A 21,583-nucleotide genomic window follows, 5' to 3' on the forward strand; every position below is an offset into this window, starting at 1 on the left:
CGGTTCACAGCAGCGAGCGGAGCAGGTCCCGCGTACGAGTGCGCTCGTCGTCGGACGAGGCGAACTCGCTGGCAGCGAAATCGGTGACCCCGGCAGCCGCGAGCGCGCTGATGCGCTCGGCTGCGTGGTCCTCGTCACCGATGATCGCGATGTCGGCCGGGCCTTCGGCGCCCTCACGGTCGAGCATCGCTCGATAGCTGGGGAGTTGGCCGTAGATGGCGTACACCTTCGCCGCCCGCTCGCGGGTCCGCTCGACGTCCGAGGTGACGCACACGGGCAGGCCGCAGACGATGCGGGCGACGGGATTCCCGGCGGCGTCGGCGGCGGCGTCGATCGCCGGCTTGGTGTGACCCGAGATGGTCGCAGGGCCGGTCATCCAGGTGATCGTCCCGGCGGTTCGACTGCCGGCGAGCTTCAGCATCTGCGGGCCCAACGCAGCGACCATGACCGGCACCGGCTGCGCGCCGGGGATGTCGAGCGCCAGGTGGGCCGACAGGGTCTCGCCATCGGCCGACACTGCTTCACCGCTCACCAGCGGCATCAGGATGTCGAGGTACTCACGGAGGTGGCGCACCGGCTTGGCGAAGTCCATGCCGAACATGTGCTCGATGACGGGCTGGTGGGAGAGGCCGATGCCCAGCGTGAACCGCCCGCTCGCAGCTGCCTGGGTGGTGAGTGCCTGCGCGGCGAGCATCGCCGGGTGGCGGGGGTAGGTGGGGACGACCGACGTCCCGAGTTCGATCCCCTCGGTCTCCCGTCCGACGACGGCGAGCAGGGTGAGCGCGTCCCAGCCGAAGATCTGGGGGACCCAGTAGCTGGGGAAGCCGTGTTCGTGGGCGGTGCGGACGTCGGCGATGACCTCGTCGATCGACCCCGTGCCCGCGACACCACCGAAGATTCCGATGTTCATCGTCATGCCCGCAACCTAGATCCTGATCGTGCGGTCCGCGCCGTGGCTCCGATGGTGACGCCGACGAGGAGCAACACGATGCCCACGAGGGCTGCCAACGTCAGTGTCTCGCCCACGATCGTGACGCCGAGGAGCACCGCGGTGAGGGGCTCCGCGAGCGAGAGCAACGTCGCCGTCGACACCGGGGTGTCTCGGACCCCACGGGTGAACATCGCGTACGACAGCGTCGTGGCGACGATGCCCAGGTGCAGCGACATCACGATGCCGAGGCCCGTGAACAGCTCACCCACGTCGCCGATCAGGAGGATCGGAAGCATCACGACCGCAGCGCGGGTGAACACCGTGGCCGCCACGTGGTCGGCGTCGCCCTGGCGAGCGAGTTGCTGGAGGGCGTACGCGTAGACGGCGTAGCTCGCGCCGGCGGCGACCGCGAGCGCCAGTCCGAGCGCTGGTCGCTCGGCGTCGCCCGGGTCGCCGGCGACGAGCGCCGCACCGCAGACGGCGATGGCAACGGCGATCACCCACCGTCGGGTGGGTCGCCAGGGCGTGAGTCGCCAGTCGACCAGGCCGCCCCAGATCGGTGCCGAGCCGATGCCGACCGCGGTGCCGAGCGCGACGCCCGCCATCCGGACCCCGCCGAAGAATGTGAGTTGGTACACGGCGATGGACAGGACCGCGACCCACGTCCACCCGCCCGACAAGGTCGCTCGCTCGACCCGTCGCACCCGTGCGAGGACGAACAGCCCGAGCCCACCGATCGCCAGGCGTGCCCAGCCGACCACGAGTGGGTCGATGTCGTCGGGGCCGAGGGCCTGGGCGGTCCCCGTGGTCCCCCACAGCGCGGCAGCGAGGACGACGAGCAGCGCTGCGGGCATCGCCGGACGATACCGGCATCGACCGTCGGGCTACGGTGCCACCGAGGAGGACGAGCAGTGCTGGGGCACACGGGATGAGAGCCACGACACGTGCGGTCGACATCGCGTTCGTCGCCCTGTTGGCCTTCGCATCCTTCGCGGTGGTGGCCGGGGGACAGGAGACGACCAGCGGGAGTTCGGGTGGCGCTTCGTCGTCGTCGGGGTCGTCCGGATCGTCCGACAGCGACGGGTCCTCGGGTGGGTCCGACGATGATGACGACGCTTCTGTCCCGCCATCCAGCGTCCCGTCCAGCGTCGAGACCCCCGACGAGACCGCCGTGCCGACGGTGCCCACTTCCGGGGTGCCCACGTCCGGGGTACCCACGTCAGAGGTCGCGTCGGGCGGCGGCGGTGGCGACGTCGCTCCCGTCGTTCGTGGTGCCGACGGCTCCTCGGGATCGAGCTCGTTCTCGAGCAACGACACCCGGACGGACATCGACGTGACCGAGGTCGACGTCACGATCGAGGACGACGACCAGACCATCCCGGCGACGGTGGCCGTTCTCGCGCTCCTGCTCGCCGTCGCGGGGCTGATCGGCGCCGCCGTGGCGCTCCGCCGGCGTCGTGGCCCGGTCGTGCCGAACGATCCTCCGACCACGGCGCCCAGGTCGGCTCCGTCGACGATGCGTGCTCGGACCCGCTGGTACGACACCGCTGCGCAGGAATGGCGCGAGACCTCGGGCCCGCCTCCGTCCGGTGCCCAGGTGGCGTCGGAGTGGTGGGACGAGTCGGCAGGAGCCTGGGTGCCGGCGCCGCCGGGCACCTGGTTCGACGCCGAGAGCGGTCGGTGGACCGAAGCCGGGGCGGCACCACCGCCGGAGCCATGACCCCGGGATCGGCCATCGCCGACGTGGCGGGACGCCACCCCCGCCCCGCAGCGCTCGCCGGGGTCACCGTCACCGCGATCGTGGTGCGGGGGACCATCGGCGGCGACGAGCGAGCGTGGCCGTATCTGCTCGTCTACGTCGTGCTGCTGGCGGTCGCAGCGCTGACCGCGGCGGGAGGACGGCTCTCCGGCCGGGTGGTGTGGTCGTTGTCGATCCTCGGGGCGGTCCACGTCACGTGTGGTCTCGCCGTCGCTCCCGGGACCACCGACGTCTCGCTGTACGAGCACTGGCTGGTGGACGGATCGCTCAAGCTCGACCAGGTCGTGCATGCCGGCGGAACCGCGGTCCTCACGGTTGCCGCGTCGCAGGTTCTCGTCGGCTGGTTCCGTCCCGGTCCCGCGACGCATCGGGCCCGTTGGTGCACGGCAGGGCTCGTCGCTGTCGGACTCGGCGCGTGCAACGAGGTCTTCGAGTTCGCCATGGCCCTGCGGATCGAGTCGCTCCGGATCGGCGACGCCGCCAACACCGGCTGGGACCTCGCGTTCAACCTGGCGGGCGCGGCCGCCGTGGTGCTGTGTTGCAGCCTCGCCGGGCCGCCGGTCAGCCGCGTGGCTGTTTCATCTGCTTCGACTTCAGGTCGATCGGTCGGCTGACCGAGGCGAAGAAGTCGTTGCCCTTGTCGTCGACGATGACGAACGCGGGGAAGTCCTCGACCTCGATCTTCCAGATCGCCTCCATGCCCAGTTCGGCGTACTCGAGCACCTCGACCTTCTTGATGTTGTCCTGGGCGAGGCGGGCGGCGGGGCCGCCGATCGAGCCGAGGTAGAACCCTCCGTGGCGCTTGCAGGCGTCGGTGACCTGCTGGCTGCGGTTGCCCTTGGCCAGCATCACCATCGACCCCCCTGCGGCCTGGAATGCGTCGACGTAGCTGTCCATGCGGCCGGCGGTGGTCGGCCCGAACGATCCGGAGGCGTAGCCCTCCGGCGTCTTCGCCGGACCGGCGTAGTACACGGGATGGTCCCGCAGGTACTGCGGCATCTCCTCGCCGGCGTCCAGGCGTTCCTGGATCTTGGCATGGGCGATGTCGCGGGCGACCACGAGCGGGCCGGTCAGCGACAGCCGGGTCTTGACCGGCAGCTTCGACAGCGCGGCGCGGATCTGGTCCATCGGCTGGTTGAGGTCGATCTCGACGACGTCGGACGACAGGTCGTCGCCGGTCACGTCCGGGAGGAACCGTGCCGGGTTGGTCTCGAGTTGTTCGAGGAAGACGCCGTCGGCGGTGATCTTCCCCTTGGCCTGGCGGTCGGCCGAACACGACACGGCGACGGCCACCGGCAGCGATGCCCCGTGGCGGGGCATGCGGATCACCCGGACGTCGTGGCAGAAGTACTTGCCCCCGAACTGGGCGCCGATGCCGAACTCCTGGCTCAGCTTGAGGACCTCGGCCTCGAACTCGACGTCGCGGTAGGCGTGGCCGAGCGCGCTGCCCTGCTTCGGCAGCGAGTCGTAGTAGCGGGTGCTGGCCATCTTGGCGGTCTCGAGGGCCATCTCGGCCGACGTGCCGCCGATGACCACGGCGAGGTGGTAGGGCGGGCACGCTGCGGTGCCGAGGGTCCGGAGCTTCTCGTCGAGGAAGGCGAGGAGCTTGTCGGGCGTCAGCAGCGCCTTGGTCTCCTGGTACAGGTAGCTCTTGTTGGCGGAGCCGCCGCCCTTGGCCATGAACAGGAACTCGTACTCGGGCATGTCGCCGTGATTCGGAACGGCGTAGATCTTGATCTCGGCCGGGAGGTTGGTCTTGGTGTTGGTCTCCTCCCACATCGACAGTGGCGCCATCTGCGAGTAGCGGAGGTTGTCGGTGGCGTAGGTCTCGTAGATGCCTCGAGCGATCGACTCCTCGTCACCACCGCCGGTGAGGACTCCCTCACCCTTCTTGGCCTTGACGATCGCGGTGCCGGTGTCCTGGCACATGGGCAGGATCCCGCCGGCCGCCACGTTGGCGTTCTTGAGCAGGTCGAGCGCGACGAACTTGTCGTTCCCCGACGCCTCGGGGTCGTCGAGGATGTTGCGCAGCTGCTGGAGGTGCCCTGGCCGGAGGTAGTGCGCGATGTCGAACATCGCCTCCGCGGTCAGGGCCGAGATCGTGGCCGGGTCGACGCGGAGGAAGGTGTGGCCGTCCAACTCGAGCTGCTCGACACCACCGATGTCGAGCTTCCGGAAGGGCGTGTCGTCGCCGGAAAGAGGGAGGAGAGGCGTGAATTCGAAGTCCGTCACGCCCCCGAGTATCGCGCTCCGGGTCAGCGCCGCCGGAGCCGACGGATCGTGAGGATCGCGGCGACGACGGCAATCGCTGCGCCGCCGACGAGGATCGCCTGCTGACGGTTGCGGATGCGTGCGAGAGTCGTCGACGTCGAGTCCGTCGTCACCGAAGGGGCGCCTGCGGGCTCGTCGCCCTCGGCGACCACACCGAGCCGCTCGGCGAAGGCGTCGAGGTCCGGCTTGTCAGCGTCGTGGGACGGCTGGTGGCCGGGCTGTTGTTCCTCGGGGATGGGTCCGTCGTGTGCGGGGTTCGACATGTCGGCGTCCGTACCCCGGCGCCGGCCATGCCATGCGCGGAATTCAGACGGCGGGAGCGCCGGCGTAGGGCTTGGGGTCGCCGGGGGCCGGGATGTCCGGGCCCTTCCAGCTCATGGCCTTGGCGAGGTTCTCCGAGACCGCGTGCCAGGCGGCCGGGTCCCAACCCTCGGCGGAGCCCAGCAGGCTGGCGTCGAGGCCGAGATGCACGAATGCGGGCAGCGTCTCGAGTCCGACGGACTTCACGAAAGCCTTGTCGGGGTCGCACAGGGCGAAGAGACGGTCGGCCCACGGGCCGAGGAACTCCTTGGCGTCCTCGGGGCTCGCAGTGACGATGAACCCGACCCGGGCGTCAGCCCCGGTGAAGGTCGTGAGGATCCTGCCGGCAGTGTCGAGGAGCCAGGCGCTCTCGTACTCGTACGGGTCGAGCACGGCCACGGCGAGGTGGAACGTGGTCAACCAGTCGTCGAGCGGCAGCTCGGCACCGGACAGGTGCGTCAGGGGGACGTCTCCGCTGGGATCGGTGGGCACGGGCGGCAGATTAGCGAGGTAGGTTCCGCGGGAGCAGATCCTCCCCCTACGACCCAGGAGTTCACCGTGGTCCTCGCCGCGTTCCGAGGCGATTTCGCCTACGACATCATCCTTCTCGTCCACATCCTCTCGTTCCTCGTGGCGTTCGCCCCGGCAGCGATCAATCCGTTGCTCGAGGCCCACTTCGCCAAGAACGCCGACGACGCCACGATGCAGAACTGGGCCAAGTTCACGAGCATGTACACGTCGAGGATCGCCCTCGGATCGCTCGGTCTGCTGCTGATCACCGGTCTGATCATGATCGTGCAGTTCGACGGTTGGGAGTTCTCCCAGACCTGGATCTCGTTGGCCTTCCTCGTGTGGCTGGCCATCGGCGGCGTCGTGAGCGCCATGATCCTCAAGGGGGAGAAGGCCATGGCCGCCGGCGACATGAGCGGACGTGCGTTGGTCGCCAAGGGTGGCCCGATCGCCACCGTCCTCATGGTCATCATGCTCTACCTGATGATCTTCAAGCCCGGGCTGTAGTGCACCCGATCGAGCGGCTCCGCTACGTCGCCCGCTCCGGTGGCGCCGACCACAGCGCCCTCGCCGAGGAAGCCGCCCGCGCCCTCGCCGGGTTCTCCGACGACCCGTCGGGGCTGGTCACGGCGTGTCGACGCATCGTCGACCGGCATCCGACGTCGGGCCCCATGTGGTGGTTGGCGTCGAAGGTGCTGGCCAGCAACGACCCCAGAGCCGAGTCGGTGCGCTGTGTGACCACGCTCCAGGGGGACCCGACCGCGGCCGCCTTCGCGTACGAACTCCCCGACGACGTGACCGTCACGGCCATCGGTTGGCCCGAACAGATCGGCGAGGCGCTGGTCCGCCGGGGCGACATCCGCTCGCTCGTCGTCGACTCGCTCGGCGAAGGCGCCGGTCTGGTGCGTCGACTCGAACACGCCGACTCGCCGTCCGACGAGGTCCCGCCGGCCAACATCGGCGGCGCGGTCCGGTGGTCCAACGTCGTGGCGCTCGAGGCCTCGGCCGTCGGCCCGGACGGGTTCGTGGCCGTCGCCGGGTCGCTCGCCGCAGCATCCGTGGCCGCGACCACCGATGCCGAGGTCTGGCTCGTCGCCGGTGAAGGCCGCCTCCTGCCCGAACGCCTGTGGCAGGCGCTCACCGACCGCCTCGACCAGGCCGGCGAGCCGTGGGAGCTCGACGAGGAGATCGTCCCGCTCTCGCTGGTCGATCACGTCGTGGGACCCAAGGGCAAGGAGTCGGTCGAGGCGATGTTGCGCCGAACCGACACCCCCATCGTCCCCGAGCTGCTCAAGCAGACTCTCTGACCACAACCTGGCCACTGCCACCGAACGAACGGAACCCGATGAGCCGACGCGACCAGATCAAGATGACCGACGCCGAGATGGCCGAGTACCTCGACGGTCGGCACACGATGAACATCGCCACCCTCAACCACGACGGAAGCATCCACCTCGTGGCCATGTGGTACGCCATGGACGGCACCAACCCCGTGTTCTGGACCTACAACAAGGCGCAGAAGATCAAGAACATCGAGCGGGACCCTCGCATCACCTGTCTGGTCGAGACCGGCGATCAGTACGAGGAGCTCCGGGGTGTCGAGTTGGTCGGCACGGCCGAGCTCATCACCGAACGGGACGAGATCATGCCGCTCGGCGAGATGGTCGCCGCCCGGTACACGGGGCCGGTGACCGACGAGACGCGGCCGTTCATCCACGCCGCGGGCGAGAAGCGCTTCGCCGTCCGCGTGCACGTCGAACGCACGGTCAGCTGGGATCACCGCAAGCTCGGTGGCACCTACTGAGCCGCCATGGTCGTCGACGTCGTGATGCCCGCCCGCGACGAGGTCGCGACGGTGGCGGCCAACGTCGCGGCCGCTGCTTCCTGTGCCCATGTCCGGACGGTGATCGTCGTCGACGACGGCTCGACCGACGGGACGGGCGAGGTCGCGGCCGGGGCAGGAGCCACGGTGGTCCGTCGGGACGCGTCTGCGGGGTCGAAGGCCCAGGCGATGCGACTCGGTGTCGAGTCGAGCGATGCGTCACACATCCTCTTCGTCGACGCCGACTGCACCGACCTGCGCGGTGGGCATCTCGACCGGGTCTGCGAGCCGGTGCTCGACGGCCGGGCCGAGATGAGTCTCGGGGCGTTCGACTACGGCTGGCTCAACTGGCTGGTGTTGTACTGCCCGCCGCTGTCGGGCGAGCGGATCGTGCCGCGGTGGGTCTGGGAGGCCGTGCCGCAGGACAAGCTCGACGGCTACACGATCGAGGTCCGACTCAACGAGGTCATCTGCGAGGGCGGCTTCCGCACCTCGGCGCGCACGATGACCGGCGTCTTCCACCGGACCAAGCGCGACAAGTTCGGTCGGATCGAGGGCCTGCGCCGGACCTGGCAGATGTATCGGTCGCTGCTGTCGATGTTGCGTCCGGTCGGCGACGTGCGCTGGCGGACGTACTGGTTCTACCTGCGTGGGCTCACGATCGAGCCGCCGGCCAGCGGCGCATCCTGAGCAACAGGACCGTGGGCACGAGGACGTTGGTGCGTGTCCCCGTCGTGTTGACGCTGTTGCCGCCGGTTCCCGACCCGAGCACGATCACCGCGGCGACCACGGCGATGGCGAGCAGCGCCCAGATGAACTTCTTGGTGACGCTGCGAGAGCGTTGTCGGCGGCTGGCGACCGACCGGTCGAGGCGTCCCGTGGTCGGTCGACCCTTCGGTGGTGTCGTCGCGGGCATGACGGGCACGGTAGGTCAGGGCGACGACCTCGTGCCGAGCAGGGGAATCCTCGATGCCTGATCCGGGTTCGCGTGGTGTGGAACGACACGATCTCCTCGTCATCGGCGGTGGCCCCGGTGGCATCGCTGCGACCGACGCCGGCATCCGTAGGGGCGCGTCGACGCTCGTCGTCCAGGACGGACCGATGGGCGGCGACTGCACCTTCACCGGGTGCGTTCCGTCCAAGACGCTGATCGCCGCGGCGGCGAGGGGGCGGACGCCGACCCGGGCACTCGCAGACGTTCGCGCCGCGATCGATCGGATCGCCGCCATGGAGGATGCTGACACGTTCCGGCGCCGGGGCGCCACGGTGATCGAAGGCCGCGCCCGCTTCGTGGACAGGGGAGTGGTCGAGGTCGCCGGTCGTCGGTACGGGGCTGATGCGATCGTCATCGCGACCGGAGCCGCGCCGGTCGTCCCGCCGATCGACGGTCTGCGCGAGTCCGAGCCGCTCACAAGCGAGACCCTCTGGGACCTCGACGCGCTCCCCGCGTCGCTGGCGATCCTGGGCGGCGGACCGATCGGTATCGAGTTGGCGCAGGCGATGGCTCGGCTCGGCGTCACCGTGACCGTGTTCGAGGCGATGGAGGAGATCCTCGGCCGAGAAGAGCCGGAGACGGCGAGGCTCGTGCGCGCCGCCCTCGCGGACAGCGGTGTCGACGTCCGGGTCGGTGCCCGCGTCGAGCGTGTGGAGCAGATCGGCGAGTCGAGGCGCATCCAGACCGACGGTGGTGACGCCGTGGACACCGACGCGATCCTGGTCGCGATCGGACGTCGTCCGATGACCGAGGGCCTCGATCTCGAGCAGGCCGGGGTCGAGGTCGACGACCGAGGACACATCGAGACCGACGCCCACATGGCGACCTCGGCATCGGGCATCTATGCCGTCGGCGACGTCACGGGGAAGTTCCCGTTCACGCACGCCGCACACGCGCAGGGCCTCGTCGCGGTCGGCAATGCGCTCGGCCGCGGCGGGTGGCGGAAGTTCTCTGCATCCTCGACCCCCTTCGTCACGTTCACCGACCCGGAGATCGCCCGCGTCGGGATGACCGAGGCCGAGGCGTTCGCGGTCCACGGCGCCGACGCGACCGTGGTCGAACTCCCGATGTCGGCGCTCGATCGTGCGATCACCGAGGGTCGGACCGAGGGCTTCGTCAAGGTCATCGCCGCTCCCGGGCGGATTCTCGGCATGCGCGCCGGAGGACAGATCGTCGGAGCGACCATCGTCTCGCCGCACGCCGGCGAACTCATCCACGAGCTCAGCCTGGCGATGCGGTTCCGAATCCCCCCGGCCGCGATCGCCATGGCGACGCACGCCTACCCGACCTGGGGCATCGCCGTGCAACAGGCAGCGAGCGGGTTCTTCATGGACCTCCCGCACGGCGAGACCCGGCCCGCACGAGGTTGACCGTGCAGTTCTGGACCCGCCGCACGATCGCTACCGATACGGCCGATGCCTGGGACCTCCTCACCGACCTCGACCGGTGGCCGGAGTGGGGGCCGTCACTCACCGCCGCCGAGCTGGACGCGCCTGGGCGGTTCGTGACCGGAGCGACCGGACGTATGCGGACATCGATCGGCGTGTCGCTCCCGTTCGAACTGACCCACGTGGTCGACGGCGAACGGTGGTCGTGGGACGTCGGTGGCGTCACTGCGACCTCGCACGCGATTGAACCCTCGGCCGACGGAGTCCGCGTCAGCTTCGGCGTTCCCGTGTGGGCGCCGCCCTATCTGGCGGTGTGCGCGGTCGCTCTCCGCAGGATCGAGACGTTGTTGACGTCCGGTCGCCGCTGACCGGACAGGGGGTCAGCGTGCGCCGGCGACCAACTTGCGGGCGATGACCTTCAGGCAGAGCGTCTCGTCCGCGCCCTCGAAGATCGACAGCACGCGGGCGTCGACCCAGTACCGGCTGACCGGGTACTCCTCGGCGTAGCCGTAGCCGCCGTGGATCTGGAGCGCCTCGCGGGTGACCCACTCGGCTGCCTTGCAGACGTAGGCCTTGACCAGCGTCGCCTCCATCGCGCCCTCGCCCTTGGCCATCATCTTGGCGACGGCGTAGGCGAACTGGCGGCTGGCCTGGATGATCACGGCCATGCGGGCGAGCTTCGCCCGACTCAGCTGGTAGTCGCCGACGGGCGTGCCGAAGACGGACCGGTCCTGGCCGTACTGCACGGCTTCCTCGTAGGCGGCCTGCATGACGCCCACCGCACGAGCGGCGGTCTGGAGTCGGCCGTTCTCGAATCCCTCCATCTGGAGGTAGAAGCCACGTCCGAGACCGTCGTCGCCGCCGATGAGGTTGTCCTGGGGGACGAACCAGTTGTCGAGGGCGATCTCGTAGGAGTGCATGCCCCGGTAGCCGATGGTGTCGATCGGCCGACCCTCCATCTTGCCGCCGTGGTCATCGGTGAACTCGAAGCCGTGGCCGTCGCCCTGGGGCTTGGGGACGATGAACATCGACAGGCCCTTGTGACCGAGCGACCGGTCCGGATCGGTGCGGGCGAGGAGCAGCAGCACGTCGGCCCGGGCACCGAACGTGCACCAGGTCTTCACGCCGTTGATGCGCCAGCCCGCGGTGCCGTCGTCGAGGGTGTCGCGGGTGGCGGTGGTCTTCACGCCGGCCACGTCCGAGCCGAAGTCGGGTTCGGTGACCGCCACGGCGCACATGACCTCGGTGGTGGCGAGCTTGGGGAGCCAGTACTCCTTCTGCTCCTGCGTCCCGCCCTTCTCGACGGCCCTCGTCATGATCTCGGGTCGGGTGATGAGCGAGCCGCCGATGCCGAGCGAGCCGCGTGACAGTTCCTCGGTGGCGACGACCATGCCGATGTAGTCCGACTCGCCGCCGGCGGCGAAGCCGCCGAACTCCTCCGGGATCGAGAGGCCGAATGCGCCGAGTTCGGCCAGGCCGGCGATGACCTCTTCGGGGACGTCGCCGTTGGTGCGGTGCACGTGCTCGGCGTGGGGCTTGATCTGCTCGTCGGCGAAGCGGCGGAAGGTGTCCTGGACCATCTCGAAGTCGTCGTCGAGGTGTCGAGGTCCGTCGCCGTCGATGGACAGGAGGAACTCCGCCGACCGGTAGGTGCCGACGAACTCGCGCGCGCTGTCGAGGGCCGAGGCGTCGACGGCCCACTCGGCCTCGCGGCCGAACAACTTCGCAGCGAGTTCTCCGACGGCATCGGCGGCGAACGCGCACGCGATGCGGGCCTCGGTGTCGCCCTTCGCTCCGTAGTCGAGGAGCGTGGCCGACATCTCCACAGCGGCGGTGGCGTGCGCGAGGTCGTAGGCGAGGACCTGGTTGGCATCGAGGTCGCCGAGGTCTGCGAGTCGAGCCGTCGCTGCGGTCAACACCCCGCGTGCGGTGTCGATGGCGGCGGCAGCGGCGTGGAGGTCTGGCGCGATCATGGCTCGAAATCGTACCGACGCCCGGTTCGGCGGCACGAAGCGAGCCGACAACGGCCGTCTCGTGTTCAGCCGGTGCGTTCGACGGGGGTGCGGAGCATCTGGTGCATCTCCGACGCAGGCACCGGCCGTCCGACGACGTACCCCTGGATGCGGTCGCAGCCGAAGTCACGGAGCTTGCCGAGCGTGGCCTCGTCCTCGACCCCCTCGGCGAGGACGGCCATGCCGAGGTTGTGGGCCAGATCGATCACCGTCCGGACGATGGTGGTGTCGATCTCGTCGGCGAGCATCGATGTGACGAACGACTTGTCGATCTTGATCTCGTCCACCGGGAGTCGACGGAGGTACGACAGGGACGAGTACCCGGTGCCGAAATCGTCGATGGCGGTGTGGACCCCGACATCGCGCAATTCGGAGATCACGGCCATGGCGAGCACGGGGTCGTCCATGACCTGGGACTCGGTGAGCTCGCACTTCATCAGCCGTGGTGGGAGACCGACCTGTTCCATGGTGGCCGACAGCCACTGCACGAGGTTGCGGTCGTACAGGTTCCGGGCCGACAGGTTGATCGCCACACGGACCTCGTGGCCGTCGGCGAGCCAGGTCACGGCGGACTGCATCGCCTCATGGGCCACGAAGCGGGCCAGCGGCTGGATGAGCCCCGAGAGTTCGGCGAGTTCGACGAGCAGTTCCGGGTCGATCCAACCGAACTCGGGGTGGTTCCATCGGAGCAGGGCCTCGGCACCACCGATCCGGTCGTCGGCCAGGTCGAGGATCGGTTGGTAGTGCAGCGTGATGTCCGGGGGCGAGTCGCCGTCCAACTGGTGGTGGAGTTCGGACAGGAGGGTGAGTCGCTCGACCGACGACTGGTCCTGCTGGGGCGAGTACACCGCCCATCCGCCTCCACCGCGCTTTGCGTTGTACATGGCGACATCGGCTCGCTGGGTGAGCAGATCGGCATCGTCGGCGTGGTCGGGGAACAGCGCGACACCGATGCTCGCCGTCGTCTGGACGGTGACGCCCTCGATCTCGAACGGTTCCTGCATCGCCTCGCTGACCTTGCGGACCACGCGCCCGGCACCGACCGTGGTCGCGTCGGTCAGGAGCAGCGCGAACTCGTCGCCACCGAGGCGGGCGATGGTGTCGCACTCGCGCAGGAGTTCCTGGAGGCGGCGCGAGAACGCGACGAGCAGTCGGTCGCCGTACTGATGGCCGAGCGCGTCGTTGACGTCCTTGAAGTGGTTGAGGTCGAGCAGGATGAGGGCGACCCGCTCGTTGCGCCGTCGGGCGTCGGCCAACGCGTACTGGAGCCGGTCGCGGAGCAGGGTCCGGTTGGGGAGCCCGGTGAGACCGTCGTGGAGGGCCTGGCGCCGGAGTGCCGAGGCGACCATCGTGGCTTCGGTGGTGTCGTCGAGCGACAGGCCGACCGCTCCGCCGGGGAGCGGGAACGCTCGGACCGAGTGGCTGCGCTGCCGGTCGATGCCGACTCCGGTGACCCGGTCGACGGTGAACGCCGGGCCGCCGTGGGCGACCGCGACGCAGCGTTCGGCGATGTTGCCCTCGACGTGGTCGAACGAGTCGCGGAGCAGGGTGCCGATGAGCCGGCGCGACGACGTCCCGGTCACCCGAGCCGCTGCCGGGTTGGCGGCGGCCACGACCAGCGCTCCGTGGTGGTTCGGGTCGGGCCGAGCGACGATGATGGCGGTGTCGAGGGTCTCGACGACCTCACCCAGCACGGCCCGCTCGTTCTCTGCGGCACGGCGTGCGGTGATGTCGACGATCACGCCGCGCAGGGCATTGGGACGTGGCGGCGCGTCGGCCTCGCAGGAGATGACCTCGTGGAACCACAGGGTCTCGCCGGCGCCATTCGTGATCCGGTAGTCGCAGCTCTGACGTTCGCCGGTCTGGAGGGAGCGCTGGCGGGTCTGCTGGAGTCGCATCCGGTCGTCCTCGTGGACGTGTTCCATCCAGAACCGGACGTCGCGGAGATTGGCCGACGGATAGTCGAGGATCCGCTCGGCAGCGGGGCTGATCGTCTGGTGTGTCGCGCCCACCGCGAGGTGCCACACGATGGCGTCGATGTTCTCGGTGAGGTCGCGGTTCTCGGTCTCGAGCGACCGTCGAGCGTCGGTGATTCGCGAGATCCCCCACACCGTGAGAGCGATCGAACCGGCGAACGCGACCGTACCGGCGATGAAGACGACGGGGTCCTGGGTCATGTAGCCCACGACACCCGCCATCGCCACGCTCGCCACCGCCGGCCCCATGACCTTTCGTCCGTCGAAGAGCGTGGCGGCGAGGGCGATCGTCGCGGTCATGACCATCAAGACCGGAGCCCACAGCGCGGCGATGAAGAAGGTGGCACCGATGCACACGAGCTGGTCGGCCCATGGCACGACGGCAGGGACCTCTCCCGATCGCTGGGTCACCTGTTCCAACACCAGGTTGTAGGGCAGGACGACGAGGGCGATCACCGCGACGACCCAGAAACGATCCTGGCCGAGGTCGGTGAGGAACGGGAGCGCGAGGGCGAACCCCGTGATCACCCGAGAGCGGATCCGGAACACGCGACCGACGTCAGCCGCGCCGAGGAGGTCCTCTCCGTGTCTCCGCATCGACGTGATGACCCCTGGTCCTTCCTCGCTACTCCTGGTGGCGGCGCCGTCGCGCACAATGGCGGACGCTACAACGAGGCCCCCGTACCACGGTAGGTATCGGCACTTGTCCGACATTCTTGACGAATCAGCGATCACGGAACTGCAACGCCGGCTGCTGAACTGGTGGGCAGTGCACGGTCGCGACCTGCCCTGGCGGGCGAGTCGGGACCCCTGGGCCGTCCTCGTGTCGGAGGCGATGCTCCAGCAGACCCAGGTCGCGAGGGTGGTCGACCGGTGGGAGCGGTTCCTCGACCGGTTCCCCACGGTGACGGCCTGTGCCGCAGCCCGACGGGGTGACGTGGTCGACGAGTGGTCAGGACTGGGCTACAACCGGCGCGCCGTCTCCCTGCATCGGGCGGCCCAGGAGTGCGTCGAGCGCTTCGACGGCGCACTGCCGACGCACCTCGACGACCTCCAGTCGCTCCCCGGCATCGGTCCGTACACCGCTCGGGCGGTTCTGGTCTTCGCCCATGAGGCCGACATCGGCCTCGTCGACACCAACGCCGGCCGATTCGTCGCCAGGGCGCTCGCCGGCGGGCCGGTGACGCCGAAGGTCGCGCAGGTCGCCGCCGACGCCGCGGTTCCGTCGAGTGCTGGTTGGTCCTGGGGGCAGGCGGTCTTCGACCTCGGTGCCACCGTGTGCACCAAGCGATCGCCACGATGCGTTGAGTGTCCGATCGTCGACCAGTGTGCGTGGGCGACGGCTGGACACCCGTTGCCGGACCCGGTCGAGGGGTCGGCCGGGATCAGCGGACCGCAGTCGCGCTTCGAGGGCTCTGACCGGCAGGGTCGCGGTCGGCTGGTCGCGGCTCTCCGCGAGGGGACGGTGTCCGACGACGAGCTGGCGTCGGTGATGGGATGGGCGGGCGAGGACGATCGAGCCCGTCGGGTGGCCTCGTCACTCGTCCGCGACGGCCTCGTCGTGCACGAGCTGGGGCGGTGGGACCTGCCGGGTTAGTCGCCGGGCCCAGGGCTCGCGAGCGTCCCGGCCGACGACCACGGTGTACGTGATGATCGTGGCGGCCCCGAGCAGCGCGATCTTCGACGCAGGGTCGTCCCACACGGGGGCATAGCCGTCGTCGGTCGACAGCCCCGCCGACACGAGACGAGGTGCGACCCAACAGACCACGACCGCCCACGATGCGATGCTGATCTGTCGCATCGAGCGGTCGACCTCGGTACCGGCGAAACCACGGCGTCGATCCCGGAGATGACCTGCGAGGACGAGCACGGTGACACCCAGCGCTGCCGTCGACAGCGCGAACGCGCCGAGGCGCCAGCCGGTCACCGGATCGAACTCCAGCAGCTGTGCGTAGCCGAGATCGCGATCGGGGGTGACGACCACCATGCGCTCGGCGAACGGGTCGAACTGTACGTAGTGATACGGCAACGACAACGTGCCGAGCGATGCGACCGCGCCGACGACGGCGACCGTCGTCAGCAGGGGAGTGGCGAGGCGGGTGGCGGCCCACACGATCAACAACCAACCGACGAGGTCGGGCAGGAGATCGAGCGACGTCGTGCGGAAGTCGAGTCCGATCAGCAGTGCCCCGCCGGCCACGGCGTGCAGTGGCTTCACGAGCGGGATCCTACGACCGGATCACGCGGTGATGGCGGCGACGATCTCGTCGAGTGCTGCATCGGCAAGCGCTCGCATCTCGTCGTCCGTGCGGTCCTGGATGGGATGCGGGACGAAGACGCGCGCGGCGTCGAACCCGAGCGCCGCGGCCTGGGAGGCCGATGCCTCCTCGAACTCCGCGCTCGCGATGAACACGCCGGGGATGCCCCGCCGTTCCAGATCTGCGATGTCGTGCACACTGCACGACGTGCACGAACCTCAGTCGGCCAGTGCCTCGATGATGAGGTCGCACTTGGTCGCTATCTCGTGGCGGAGGTCGACCGGCGCCGGCTTCGTGTACGTCGGCTTGACGTAACGGATCACGTCGGCTGCGCCCCGCTCACGCAGTCCGGCTTCGAGTCGGTCGAGGAAGACGTCGCCTCGCGGCTTGGAGATGTCGAGCAGTCCGACGACCGCGTCGTCGAGCGAGGCGGGCCGGTCGAGGCGGGCGCGTTCGGCGACGGCTCGCTCCGAGGTCGGATCGAGGACGGTGCGGCTCATGCGATCTCCCGTGTCACTGGATCGGACCCTTCTTCACCGTTCACCCAACCACCGATGATGGCCGAGAACAACCCCGCACCACCGCCGGCGTGGCAGAGCAACAGGCCGCTCTCCCGGAACTTCGGGAGCTCCATGCCGGCGAACCCCTCGGGCAGGCCCTCGGTGATGCCGTCGGCACCGGCGATCAGCTCGTCGGAGTCGAGCATCAGCAACTCGGCGAGTCGACCCTCGAGGCGGGCGCGATCCCAGCCGTCGTCGGCCAACACCCGGCCGTGCTCGGGCGAGATCACCAACATGGCGTCGATCTTGATGCAGAGCTTCGGATGCCCGACCGACCGGAGGCATGCCGCGAACGTGCGGGCCAGTGACTCAGCGGTCCGCGACTTCTGGTCGATGATCGACTGCGGACCATGGCCGGCGAAGAGCGTGACCGCGTCGACCCCGGGTTCGATCCCGCGGGCGACCGACAGGGGCGAGAGGGGTGACCCTTCCTCCCGTTCGGGGAAGCACCAGCCCAGTTTGCCGGGCGAGCCCATGGTCGCTCGGTCGACGCCGCCCGGCTTGCCACCGCCGACGTTGCGGATCACGAGCTGGAGCGCTCGGCCGATGGTCGCGTTGGCTCGGTTGCCCTGGCCGAGTGCATTGACCCCGTCGTTCATGCCGATGCGCTGGCGAACGGGTCCGTTGACGACCACGATCGGCCCGGAGAAGAAGGTCGTGGCCAACAGTCCGTGCATGTTGAACTCGCTGGTGCACGCCGCCTCGAGTGCGGTCAGGACGACGGGCAGATACTCGGGCAGGCACCCGGCCATGACGGCGTTGACCGCGACCTTCTCCACGGTGCACTCGACGAGGTCGGGCGGCACGATCGTGACCACGTCGTCGGCCGAGCGCGTGGTTTCCTCCAGCATCCGCGCCACGCGGGCCTCGGTGGGCGGGATCACGGGGAGTCCGTCGCTCCACCCTCGGTCGTACATGGCCTCGAACTCGTCCTCGAGTTCGGCGAAGTCGACCCGACGGCTCCGGAGTCCGGACGAAGAGAACCGGGCCCGCAGTTCGTCGGCTCGCATGGGGTCGACCGACAGCGACCCACAGCCCGGCCGCCAGTCGGGGAGATCGCTGCCGAGCCCGCCCATGCCCGTGAACGACTCCCAGGCGGCGCGCTCCCAGCCGACGATCCGTTCGGTCTCGCGACCGTCGACGATCCGCAGCAGGGTCGGGACCGTCTCGATGTCCCAGTGGTACGAGATCGCGAGGTCGGTGTCGTCGCCCACGCCGGGCAGATCGGGGAAGGTGACGTCGTCCTGCGAGTACACCTGGAGTCCGTCACCGGCCATGGCCTGGAGGACGGGCTCGACCAGCACGCAGGTCGGGCAGTCCCGCTTGACGACGGCGACGATGCCGTCCGGCAACGGGGGACGGACGGTGGTCATGTCGCCAGGAAGTCGACGACGACCTGGTTGAACCGGTCGGGGTCCTCGAGTTGGAGGAAGTGGCCGACGCCGTCGAGCACCTCGACGCGTGATCGTTCGTGGGTCAGGAACGCGGCGCTCGGCTCGGCGAAGTCGACGCCGAGGCAACCGTCGTCGCGCCCGTGGAGGTAGAGCGCTGGGATCCTCACCGGACCCATGCCAGCGTTCTGGATGTCGTCATACTTCGGGTCGACGCCGACGCCGCCGATGGTGGCTCGGTAGTACCCGAGCGCCGCGCTGAGGTTGGTGTCGTCGGCCAGGGCCTGCTTGACCGCGCCGGCCGCTGCGCTCGAGACGTCGGCGTCGAGGCCGGGAGACCAGTCCTTCCAGAGCCCGTCGATGAAGGCCATGTCGTTCATCTGGACGACGGCCTCGGCCAGCGGGTGCTGGAAAAAGAACATGTAGAAGGACCGTTTGATCTGCTCGTAGTCGAACAGGATCCCGGCGGCCACGGCCGGGTGCGGCACGGCCGCAGCGACCATCGCTCGCCAACGGTCGGGCTCGTGGTTGACGGCGGGATACACCGCGGTCGCGCCCCAGTCGTGGCCGATGAGCACCGCGTCGCCGTCGCCGCCGAGCGCCTCGTGGAGCGCGTTGGCGTCCGTGGCGAGCGCGCCCTGCTGGTAACAGCCGTCGTCGGGGACGCTGGTCGGGGCGTAGCCACGCATCCACGGAGCGACGGCGCGGTAGCCGGCGTCGGCGAGCGCGGGGAGCAGGTGGCGCCAGCCGTGAGGACTGTCGGGGAACCCGTGGAGGCACAGTGCCAGGGGGCCCTCGCCCGTCTCGAGGTAGGTGAAGTCGAGCCCATTGGCCCGGATCTGATGCTGCGTCGGCTCCATGACTGGGACCGTAGCCCCACGTCGTGTCTAACCTCGCCGACCATGGCTCCAGGCGACGCGAACAAGACGAATCCCGGCAACTTCTTCGAGGACTTCCGGATCGGGCAGGTCATCGAGCACGCGACGCCGCGCACGGTCACCAGTGGCGACCGGGCCCTCTACGGGGCGCTGTACCCGACCCGCTTCGCACTGCCGTCGTCGGACGAGTTCGCTCGGGCGTGCGGCCTCGACCCGGCACCGGTCGAGGAACTGATCGGCTTCCACATCGCCTTCGGCAAGACGGTCCCCGACGTCTCCCTCAACGCCGTGGCCAACCTGGGCTACGCCGAGTGCCGTTTCCACCGCCCCGTCGTCGCCGGCGACACGTTGCGCTCGCGCTCGGAGGTCATCGGGCTCAAGGAGAACTCCAGCGGCAAGACCGGCGTCGTGTGGGTCCGCTCGACGGCGACCAACCAGCGCGACGAGGTCGCCATCGACTGGGCCCGCTGGGTGATGGTCCGCAAGGCGGACGTCGACGCGGCGGCCCCCGAGACGGTCGTCCCCGACCTGGCCGACGCGGTGGCCGCAGCCGACCTCGTCGTCCCCGACGGTCTCGACTTCTCCGGCTACGACTTCGCGGCCGCCGGTGAACCCCATCGTCTCGGCGACTACTCGGTCGGCGAGAAGATCGATCACGTCGACGGCGTCACGCTCGAGGAGGCCGAACACATGATGGCCACCCGTCTGTGGCAGAACACCGCCAAGGTGCACTTCAACACCGAGGCCCGTGACGACGGCAGTCGCCTCATCTACGGCGGCCACATCATCAGCCTCGCCCGAGCCCTGTCGTTCAACGGGCTCGCCAACGCACAACTCGTCGCCGCCATCAACGCCGGGGCGCACACGGCACCGGCCTTCGCCGGCGACACGGTCTACGCATGGTCCGAGGTGCTCGACGTCGCCGAGACGTCGGCGCCCGGGGTCGGGGCGTTGCGCCTCCGGCTGGTCGCGACCAAGGGACGGGACGAGTCGATGACCCTGCGGGGCGACGACGGCAAGTACCTCCCCCACGTCCTGCTCGATCTCGACATCTGGACGCTCTGCCCCCGCTGATGGTGTGACGCCTGTTACACGACCTTCCACGGCCGGCGACTCGGGGATACCCTGCCTTCACTGCAAACCAGGGGGACCTCGCACGTGAACGTCACCTTCTACGGTGTTCGCGGCTCCACTCCGTGTCCAGCGGAAGGGAACCGGCGCTATGGCGGCAACACCTCCTGCGTCGCGCTCGAAGCTCCAGGCCACGATCCCATCGTCCTCGACCTCGGCACCGGGCTGCGGGTGTACGGCCAGACGCTCCCGTGCGACGGTTCGTTCCGTGGGCATGCGCTCGTCACCCACGTGCACTGGGACCACGTCCAGGGGCTGCCGTTCTTCCTCCCGGTGCTGCAACCGGGCGTGTCGTTCGACGTCTACGGACCGCCGGTTCCCGACCAGTCGTTGGCCGACTGCTTCGAGACATTCCTCGCTCCGCCCTACTTCCCGGTGTCGGTCGAACAGCTCCCGGGCGTCATCACGTTCCACGACGTCGTCGACACGGACCTGGTCGTCGGCGACGCCAAGGTGAAGGTCCGCTCGGTGCCCCACACCGGACTGACCAACGGCTACCGCATCGAGCAGGACGGTGTCGTCGTGACCTACATCTCCGATCACCAGATGCCGGGCGACGACCCCACGTCCGTCGCTGACACCGTCCTCGAACTGTGCGACGGCGCCGACCTGTTGATCCACGACGCGCAGTACACCGACGCCGAGTTCGACGTGAAGCGCGACTGGGGGCACTGCACCGTGGGCTACGCGGTCCACGTCGCTGCCGAGGCCGGTGTCAAACGCCTCGCGCTCTTCCACCACGACCCGTCGCACGACGACGACATGGTCGACCGCCTGTTGTCGGGGGCGCGCGAGCTCGCCCGGGGTCGCGTCGACGAGGTCCTGGCCGCATCCGAGGGACTCACCGTCGTTCTGTAGCGACTGGAACCTGTTCTAGGGTCGCCGTCCATGAGCGCGATCGACCAAGCCACCTACCGACAGGTCCTCGGACACTTCCCGACCGGGGTGACGGTGGTCGCCGGCGTCGCCGACGGCCAGCCGGTCGGTCTCGCCGTCGGATCCTTCTTCTCGCTGTCGATCGAACCGCCGCTCGTCGGCTTCTGCGTCGGCAAGTCCTCCAACAGTTGGAAGGCCATGGAGCCCAGCGGCTCGTTCTGCATCAACGTCCTCGGGGCCGATCAGGAAGACGTCTGTCGCGTGTTCGCCACCAGCGGTGACGACAAGTTCGCCACCATCGGTTGGACGAAGACCGAGTCGGGTTCGCCGTTGATCAACGACGTGCTGGCCTGGATCGACTGCGACCTCGAGGCGGTGCACGACGGAGGCGACCACCACATCGTCGTCGGTCGGGTGCGGGGCATGGACGTCGGGCACGAGGGCGACCCGCTGGTCTTCTTCCGTGGTGGGTACGCCTCGCTCGCCTAGCGGGAAAGTCTTGAACCGCCGGTCAAGTGGGCCGGTA

General features: G+C 69.2%; 24 protein-coding genes. 12 read left to right on the forward strand and 12 right to left on the reverse strand.

Annotated elements, in window-relative coordinates; all coding sequences use genetic code 11:
• Positions 1–4: 4 nt before the first annotated feature.
• Positions 5–916 (reverse strand): LLM class F420-dependent oxidoreductase, encoded by a 912-nt coding sequence (locus AB8619_RS03810; protein WP_436795129.1) that lies wholly within the window; start codon positions 914–916, stop codon positions 5–7.
• On the reverse strand, positions 913–1,785 hold the full coding sequence (locus tag AB8619_RS03815) for a DMT family transporter (RefSeq protein ID WP_436795130.1): 873 nt from the start codon (positions 1,783–1,785) through the stop codon (positions 913–915). The genes AB8619_RS03810 and AB8619_RS03815 overlap by 4 nt, the downstream gene beginning before the upstream one ends.
• 74 nt (positions 1,786–1,859) lie before the next feature.
• Here AB8619_RS03815 and AB8619_RS03820 point away from each other — a divergent pair, with 74 nt between their 5' ends.
• Complete coding sequence (locus tag AB8619_RS03820) at positions 1,860–2,651, forward strand: hypothetical protein (RefSeq protein WP_436795131.1); 792 nt, start codon at positions 1,860–1,862, stop codon at positions 2,649–2,651.
• Entirely contained in the window at positions 2,648–3,304 is a 657-nt protein-coding gene (locus AB8619_RS03825; RefSeq protein ID WP_436795132.1) for a hypothetical protein, read from the forward strand. Before AB8619_RS03820 ends, AB8619_RS03825 begins: the two co-directional genes overlap by 4 nt.
• Here AB8619_RS03825 and AB8619_RS03830 read toward each other — a convergent pair.
• The 3 genes from AB8619_RS03830 to AB8619_RS03840 are packed head-to-tail and all read right to left on the reverse strand — an operon-like array spanning position 3,252 to position 5,753.
• On the reverse strand, positions 3,252–4,922 hold the full coding sequence (locus AB8619_RS03830; RefSeq protein ID WP_436795133.1) for a fumarate hydratase: 1,671 nt from the start codon (positions 4,920–4,922) through the stop codon (positions 3,252–3,254). The genes AB8619_RS03825 and AB8619_RS03830 overlap by 53 nt on opposite strands.
• Positions 4,923–4,945: 23 nt before the next feature.
• Complete coding sequence (locus AB8619_RS03835; protein WP_436795134.1) at positions 4,946–5,224, reverse strand: hypothetical protein; 279 nt, start codon at positions 5,222–5,224, stop codon at positions 4,946–4,948.
• A 43-nt stretch (positions 5,225–5,267) separates the two neighbouring features.
• Positions 5,268–5,753, reverse strand: a complete 486-nt coding sequence (locus tag AB8619_RS03840; protein WP_436795135.1) for a hypothetical protein — start codon at positions 5,751–5,753, stop codon at positions 5,268–5,270.
• A 66-nt stretch (positions 5,754–5,819) separates the two neighbouring features.
• Between AB8619_RS03840 and AB8619_RS03845 the strand changes: the two genes are divergently transcribed.
• Genes AB8619_RS03845 through AB8619_RS03860 form a run of 4 tightly spaced genes read left to right on the forward strand, consistent with a single transcriptional unit; the run spans position 5,820 to position 8,283 of the window.
• Positions 5,820–6,278 (forward strand): hypothetical protein, encoded by a 459-nt coding sequence (locus AB8619_RS03845; RefSeq protein ID WP_436795136.1) that lies wholly within the window; start codon positions 5,820–5,822, stop codon positions 6,276–6,278.
• Positions 6,278–7,078, forward strand: coding sequence for a hypothetical protein (locus tag AB8619_RS03850; protein WP_436795137.1), 801 nt, complete (start codon positions 6,278–6,280; stop codon positions 7,076–7,078). Before AB8619_RS03845 ends, AB8619_RS03850 begins: the two co-directional genes overlap by 1 nt.
• A 38-nt stretch (positions 7,079–7,116) precedes the next feature.
• Positions 7,117–7,575 carry a PPOX class F420-dependent oxidoreductase gene (locus AB8619_RS03855; RefSeq protein ID WP_436795138.1) on the forward strand — a complete coding sequence of 153 codons (459 nt, stop codon included), beginning with the start codon at positions 7,117–7,119 and terminating at the stop codon, positions 7,573–7,575.
• A 6-nt stretch (positions 7,576–7,581) separates the two neighbouring features.
• A complete protein-coding gene (locus AB8619_RS03860) occupies positions 7,582–8,283 on the forward strand; it encodes a glycosyltransferase family 2 protein (RefSeq protein ID WP_436795139.1) in 702 nt (233 codons plus the stop codon).
• Here the strand turns inward: AB8619_RS03860 and AB8619_RS03865 are convergent.
• Positions 8,249–8,509 (reverse strand): hypothetical protein, encoded by a 261-nt coding sequence (locus AB8619_RS03865; RefSeq protein WP_436795140.1) that lies wholly within the window; start codon positions 8,507–8,509, stop codon positions 8,249–8,251. The genes AB8619_RS03860 and AB8619_RS03865 overlap by 35 nt on opposite strands.
• Positions 8,510–8,562: 53 nt before the next feature.
• Between AB8619_RS03865 and AB8619_RS03870 the strand changes: the two genes are divergently transcribed.
• Positions 8,563–9,957, forward strand: coding sequence for a dihydrolipoyl dehydrogenase family protein (locus AB8619_RS03870; RefSeq protein WP_436795141.1), 1,395 nt, complete (start codon positions 8,563–8,565; stop codon positions 9,955–9,957).
• A 2-nt stretch (positions 9,958–9,959) separates the two neighbouring features.
• The gene (locus AB8619_RS03875) at positions 9,960–10,343 is read left to right on the forward strand and encodes an SRPBCC family protein (protein ID WP_436795142.1); all 384 of its coding nucleotides are present in this window, start codon (positions 9,960–9,962) and stop codon (positions 10,341–10,343) included.
• Between the two features lie 12 nt (positions 10,344–10,355).
• Here the strand turns inward: AB8619_RS03875 and AB8619_RS03880 are convergent, their stop codons facing one another.
• Together AB8619_RS03880 and AB8619_RS03885 are read right to left on the reverse strand one after the other, a co-directional pair.
• Entirely contained in the window at positions 10,356–11,948 is a 1,593-nt protein-coding gene (locus AB8619_RS03880; protein ID WP_436795143.1) for an acyl-CoA dehydrogenase family protein, read from the reverse strand.
• A gap of 65 nt (positions 11,949–12,013) precedes the next feature.
• Positions 12,014–14,560 (reverse strand): putative bifunctional diguanylate cyclase/phosphodiesterase, encoded by a 2,547-nt coding sequence (locus tag AB8619_RS03885; protein WP_436795144.1) that lies wholly within the window; start codon positions 14,558–14,560, stop codon positions 12,014–12,016.
• Between the two features lie 106 nt (positions 14,561–14,666).
• Here AB8619_RS03885 and AB8619_RS03890 point away from each other — a divergent pair, with 106 nt between their 5' ends.
• Positions 14,667–15,560 (forward strand): A/G-specific adenine glycosylase, encoded by an 894-nt coding sequence (locus AB8619_RS03890; RefSeq protein ID WP_436795145.1) that lies wholly within the window; start codon positions 14,667–14,669, stop codon positions 15,558–15,560.
• Here AB8619_RS03890 and AB8619_RS03895 read toward each other — a convergent pair.
• The 4 genes from AB8619_RS03895 to AB8619_RS03910 are packed head-to-tail and all read right to left on the reverse strand — an operon-like array spanning position 15,501 to position 19,032.
• Positions 15,501–16,181 (reverse strand): hypothetical protein, encoded by a 681-nt coding sequence (locus AB8619_RS03895; protein WP_436795146.1) that lies wholly within the window; start codon positions 16,179–16,181, stop codon positions 15,501–15,503. The genes AB8619_RS03890 and AB8619_RS03895 overlap by 60 nt on opposite strands.
• Positions 16,182–16,202: 21 nt before the next feature.
• On the reverse strand, positions 16,203–16,721 hold the full coding sequence (locus AB8619_RS03900) for a UGSC family (seleno)protein (RefSeq protein ID WP_436795147.1): 519 nt from the start codon (positions 16,719–16,721) through the stop codon (positions 16,203–16,205).
• Positions 16,718–18,154, reverse strand: a complete 1,437-nt coding sequence (locus AB8619_RS03905) for a thioredoxin family protein (protein WP_436795148.1) — start codon at positions 18,152–18,154, stop codon at positions 16,718–16,720. The genes AB8619_RS03900 and AB8619_RS03905 overlap by 4 nt, the downstream gene beginning before the upstream one ends.
• Entirely contained in the window at positions 18,151–19,032 is an 882-nt protein-coding gene (locus tag AB8619_RS03910) for an alpha/beta fold hydrolase (protein ID WP_436795149.1), read from the reverse strand. The genes AB8619_RS03905 and AB8619_RS03910 overlap by 4 nt, the downstream gene beginning before the upstream one ends.
• 42 nt (positions 19,033–19,074) lie before the next feature.
• Between AB8619_RS03910 and AB8619_RS03915 the strand changes: the two genes are divergently transcribed.
• The 3 genes from AB8619_RS03915 (at position 19,075) to AB8619_RS03925 (ending at position 21,546) form a co-directional block, all read left to right on the forward strand.
• Positions 19,075–20,124: a MaoC family dehydratase gene (locus tag AB8619_RS03915; protein ID WP_436795150.1), complete on the forward strand. Its 1,050-nt coding sequence runs from the start codon at positions 19,075–19,077 to the stop codon at positions 20,122–20,124.
• An 84-nt stretch (positions 20,125–20,208) separates the two neighbouring features.
• Entirely contained in the window at positions 20,209–21,039 is an 831-nt protein-coding gene (locus tag AB8619_RS03920) for an MBL fold metallo-hydrolase (protein WP_436795151.1), read from the forward strand.
• 30 nt (positions 21,040–21,069) lie between these two features.
• Positions 21,070–21,546, forward strand: coding sequence for a flavin reductase family protein (locus tag AB8619_RS03925; RefSeq protein WP_436795152.1), 477 nt, complete (start codon positions 21,070–21,072; stop codon positions 21,544–21,546).
• Positions 21,547–21,583 lie beyond the last annotated feature (37 nt).

The organism is Actinospongiicola halichondriae (genome assembly GCF_049103745.1).
Lineage (GTDB): Bacteria > Actinomycetota > Acidimicrobiia > Acidimicrobiales > Salinilacustritrichaceae > Salinilacustrithrix > Salinilacustrithrix halichondriae.

What these genes read in the sequence shown, in the direction of transcription:
- AB8619_RS03910 (WP_436795149.1), bottom strand. Translation starts at nt 19,032, where the DNA reads ATGGAGCCGACGCAGCATCAGATCCGGGCCAATGGGCTCGACTTCACC.
- AB8619_RS03815 (WP_436795130.1), bottom strand. Translation starts at nt 1,785, where the DNA reads ATGCCCGCAGCGCTGCTCGTCGTCCTCGCTGCCGCGCTGTGGGGGACC.
- AB8619_RS03825 (WP_436795132.1), top strand. Translation starts at nt 2,648, where the DNA reads ATGACCCCGGGATCGGCCATCGCCGACGTGGCGGGACGCCACCCCCGC.
- AB8619_RS03925 (WP_436795152.1), top strand. Translation starts at nt 21,070, where the DNA reads ATGAGCGCGATCGACCAAGCCACCTACCGACAGGTCCTCGGACACTTC.
- AB8619_RS03855 (WP_436795138.1), top strand. Translation starts at nt 7,117, where the DNA reads ATGAGCCGACGCGACCAGATCAAGATGACCGACGCCGAGATGGCCGAG.
- AB8619_RS03905 (WP_436795148.1), bottom strand. Translation starts at nt 18,154, where the DNA reads ATGACCACCGTCCGTCCCCCGTTGCCGGACGGCATCGTCGCCGTCGTC.
- AB8619_RS03835 (WP_436795134.1), bottom strand. Translation starts at nt 5,224, where the DNA reads ATGTCGAACCCCGCACACGACGGACCCATCCCCGAGGAACAACAGCCC.
- AB8619_RS03915 (WP_436795150.1), top strand. Translation starts at nt 19,075, where the DNA reads ATGGCTCCAGGCGACGCGAACAAGACGAATCCCGGCAACTTCTTCGAG.
- AB8619_RS03865 (WP_436795140.1), bottom strand. Translation starts at nt 8,509, where the DNA reads ATGCCCGCGACGACACCACCGAAGGGTCGACCGACCACGGGACGCCTC.
- AB8619_RS03885 (WP_436795144.1), bottom strand. Translation starts at nt 14,560, where the DNA reads ATGCGGAGACACGGAGAGGACCTCCTCGGCGCGGCTGACGTCGGTCGC.
- AB8619_RS03810 (WP_436795129.1), bottom strand. Translation starts at nt 916, where the DNA reads ATGACGATGAACATCGGAATCTTCGGTGGTGTCGCGGGCACGGGGTCG.
- AB8619_RS03860 (WP_436795139.1), top strand. Translation starts at nt 7,582, where the DNA reads ATGGTCGTCGACGTCGTGATGCCCGCCCGCGACGAGGTCGCGACGGTG.
- AB8619_RS03870 (WP_436795141.1), top strand. Translation starts at nt 8,563, where the DNA reads ATGCCTGATCCGGGTTCGCGTGGTGTGGAACGACACGATCTCCTCGTC.
- AB8619_RS03820 (WP_436795131.1), top strand. Translation starts at nt 1,860, where the DNA reads ATGAGAGCCACGACACGTGCGGTCGACATCGCGTTCGTCGCCCTGTTG.
- AB8619_RS03880 (WP_436795143.1), bottom strand. Translation starts at nt 11,948, where the DNA reads ATGATCGCGCCAGACCTCCACGCCGCTGCCGCCGCCATCGACACCGCA.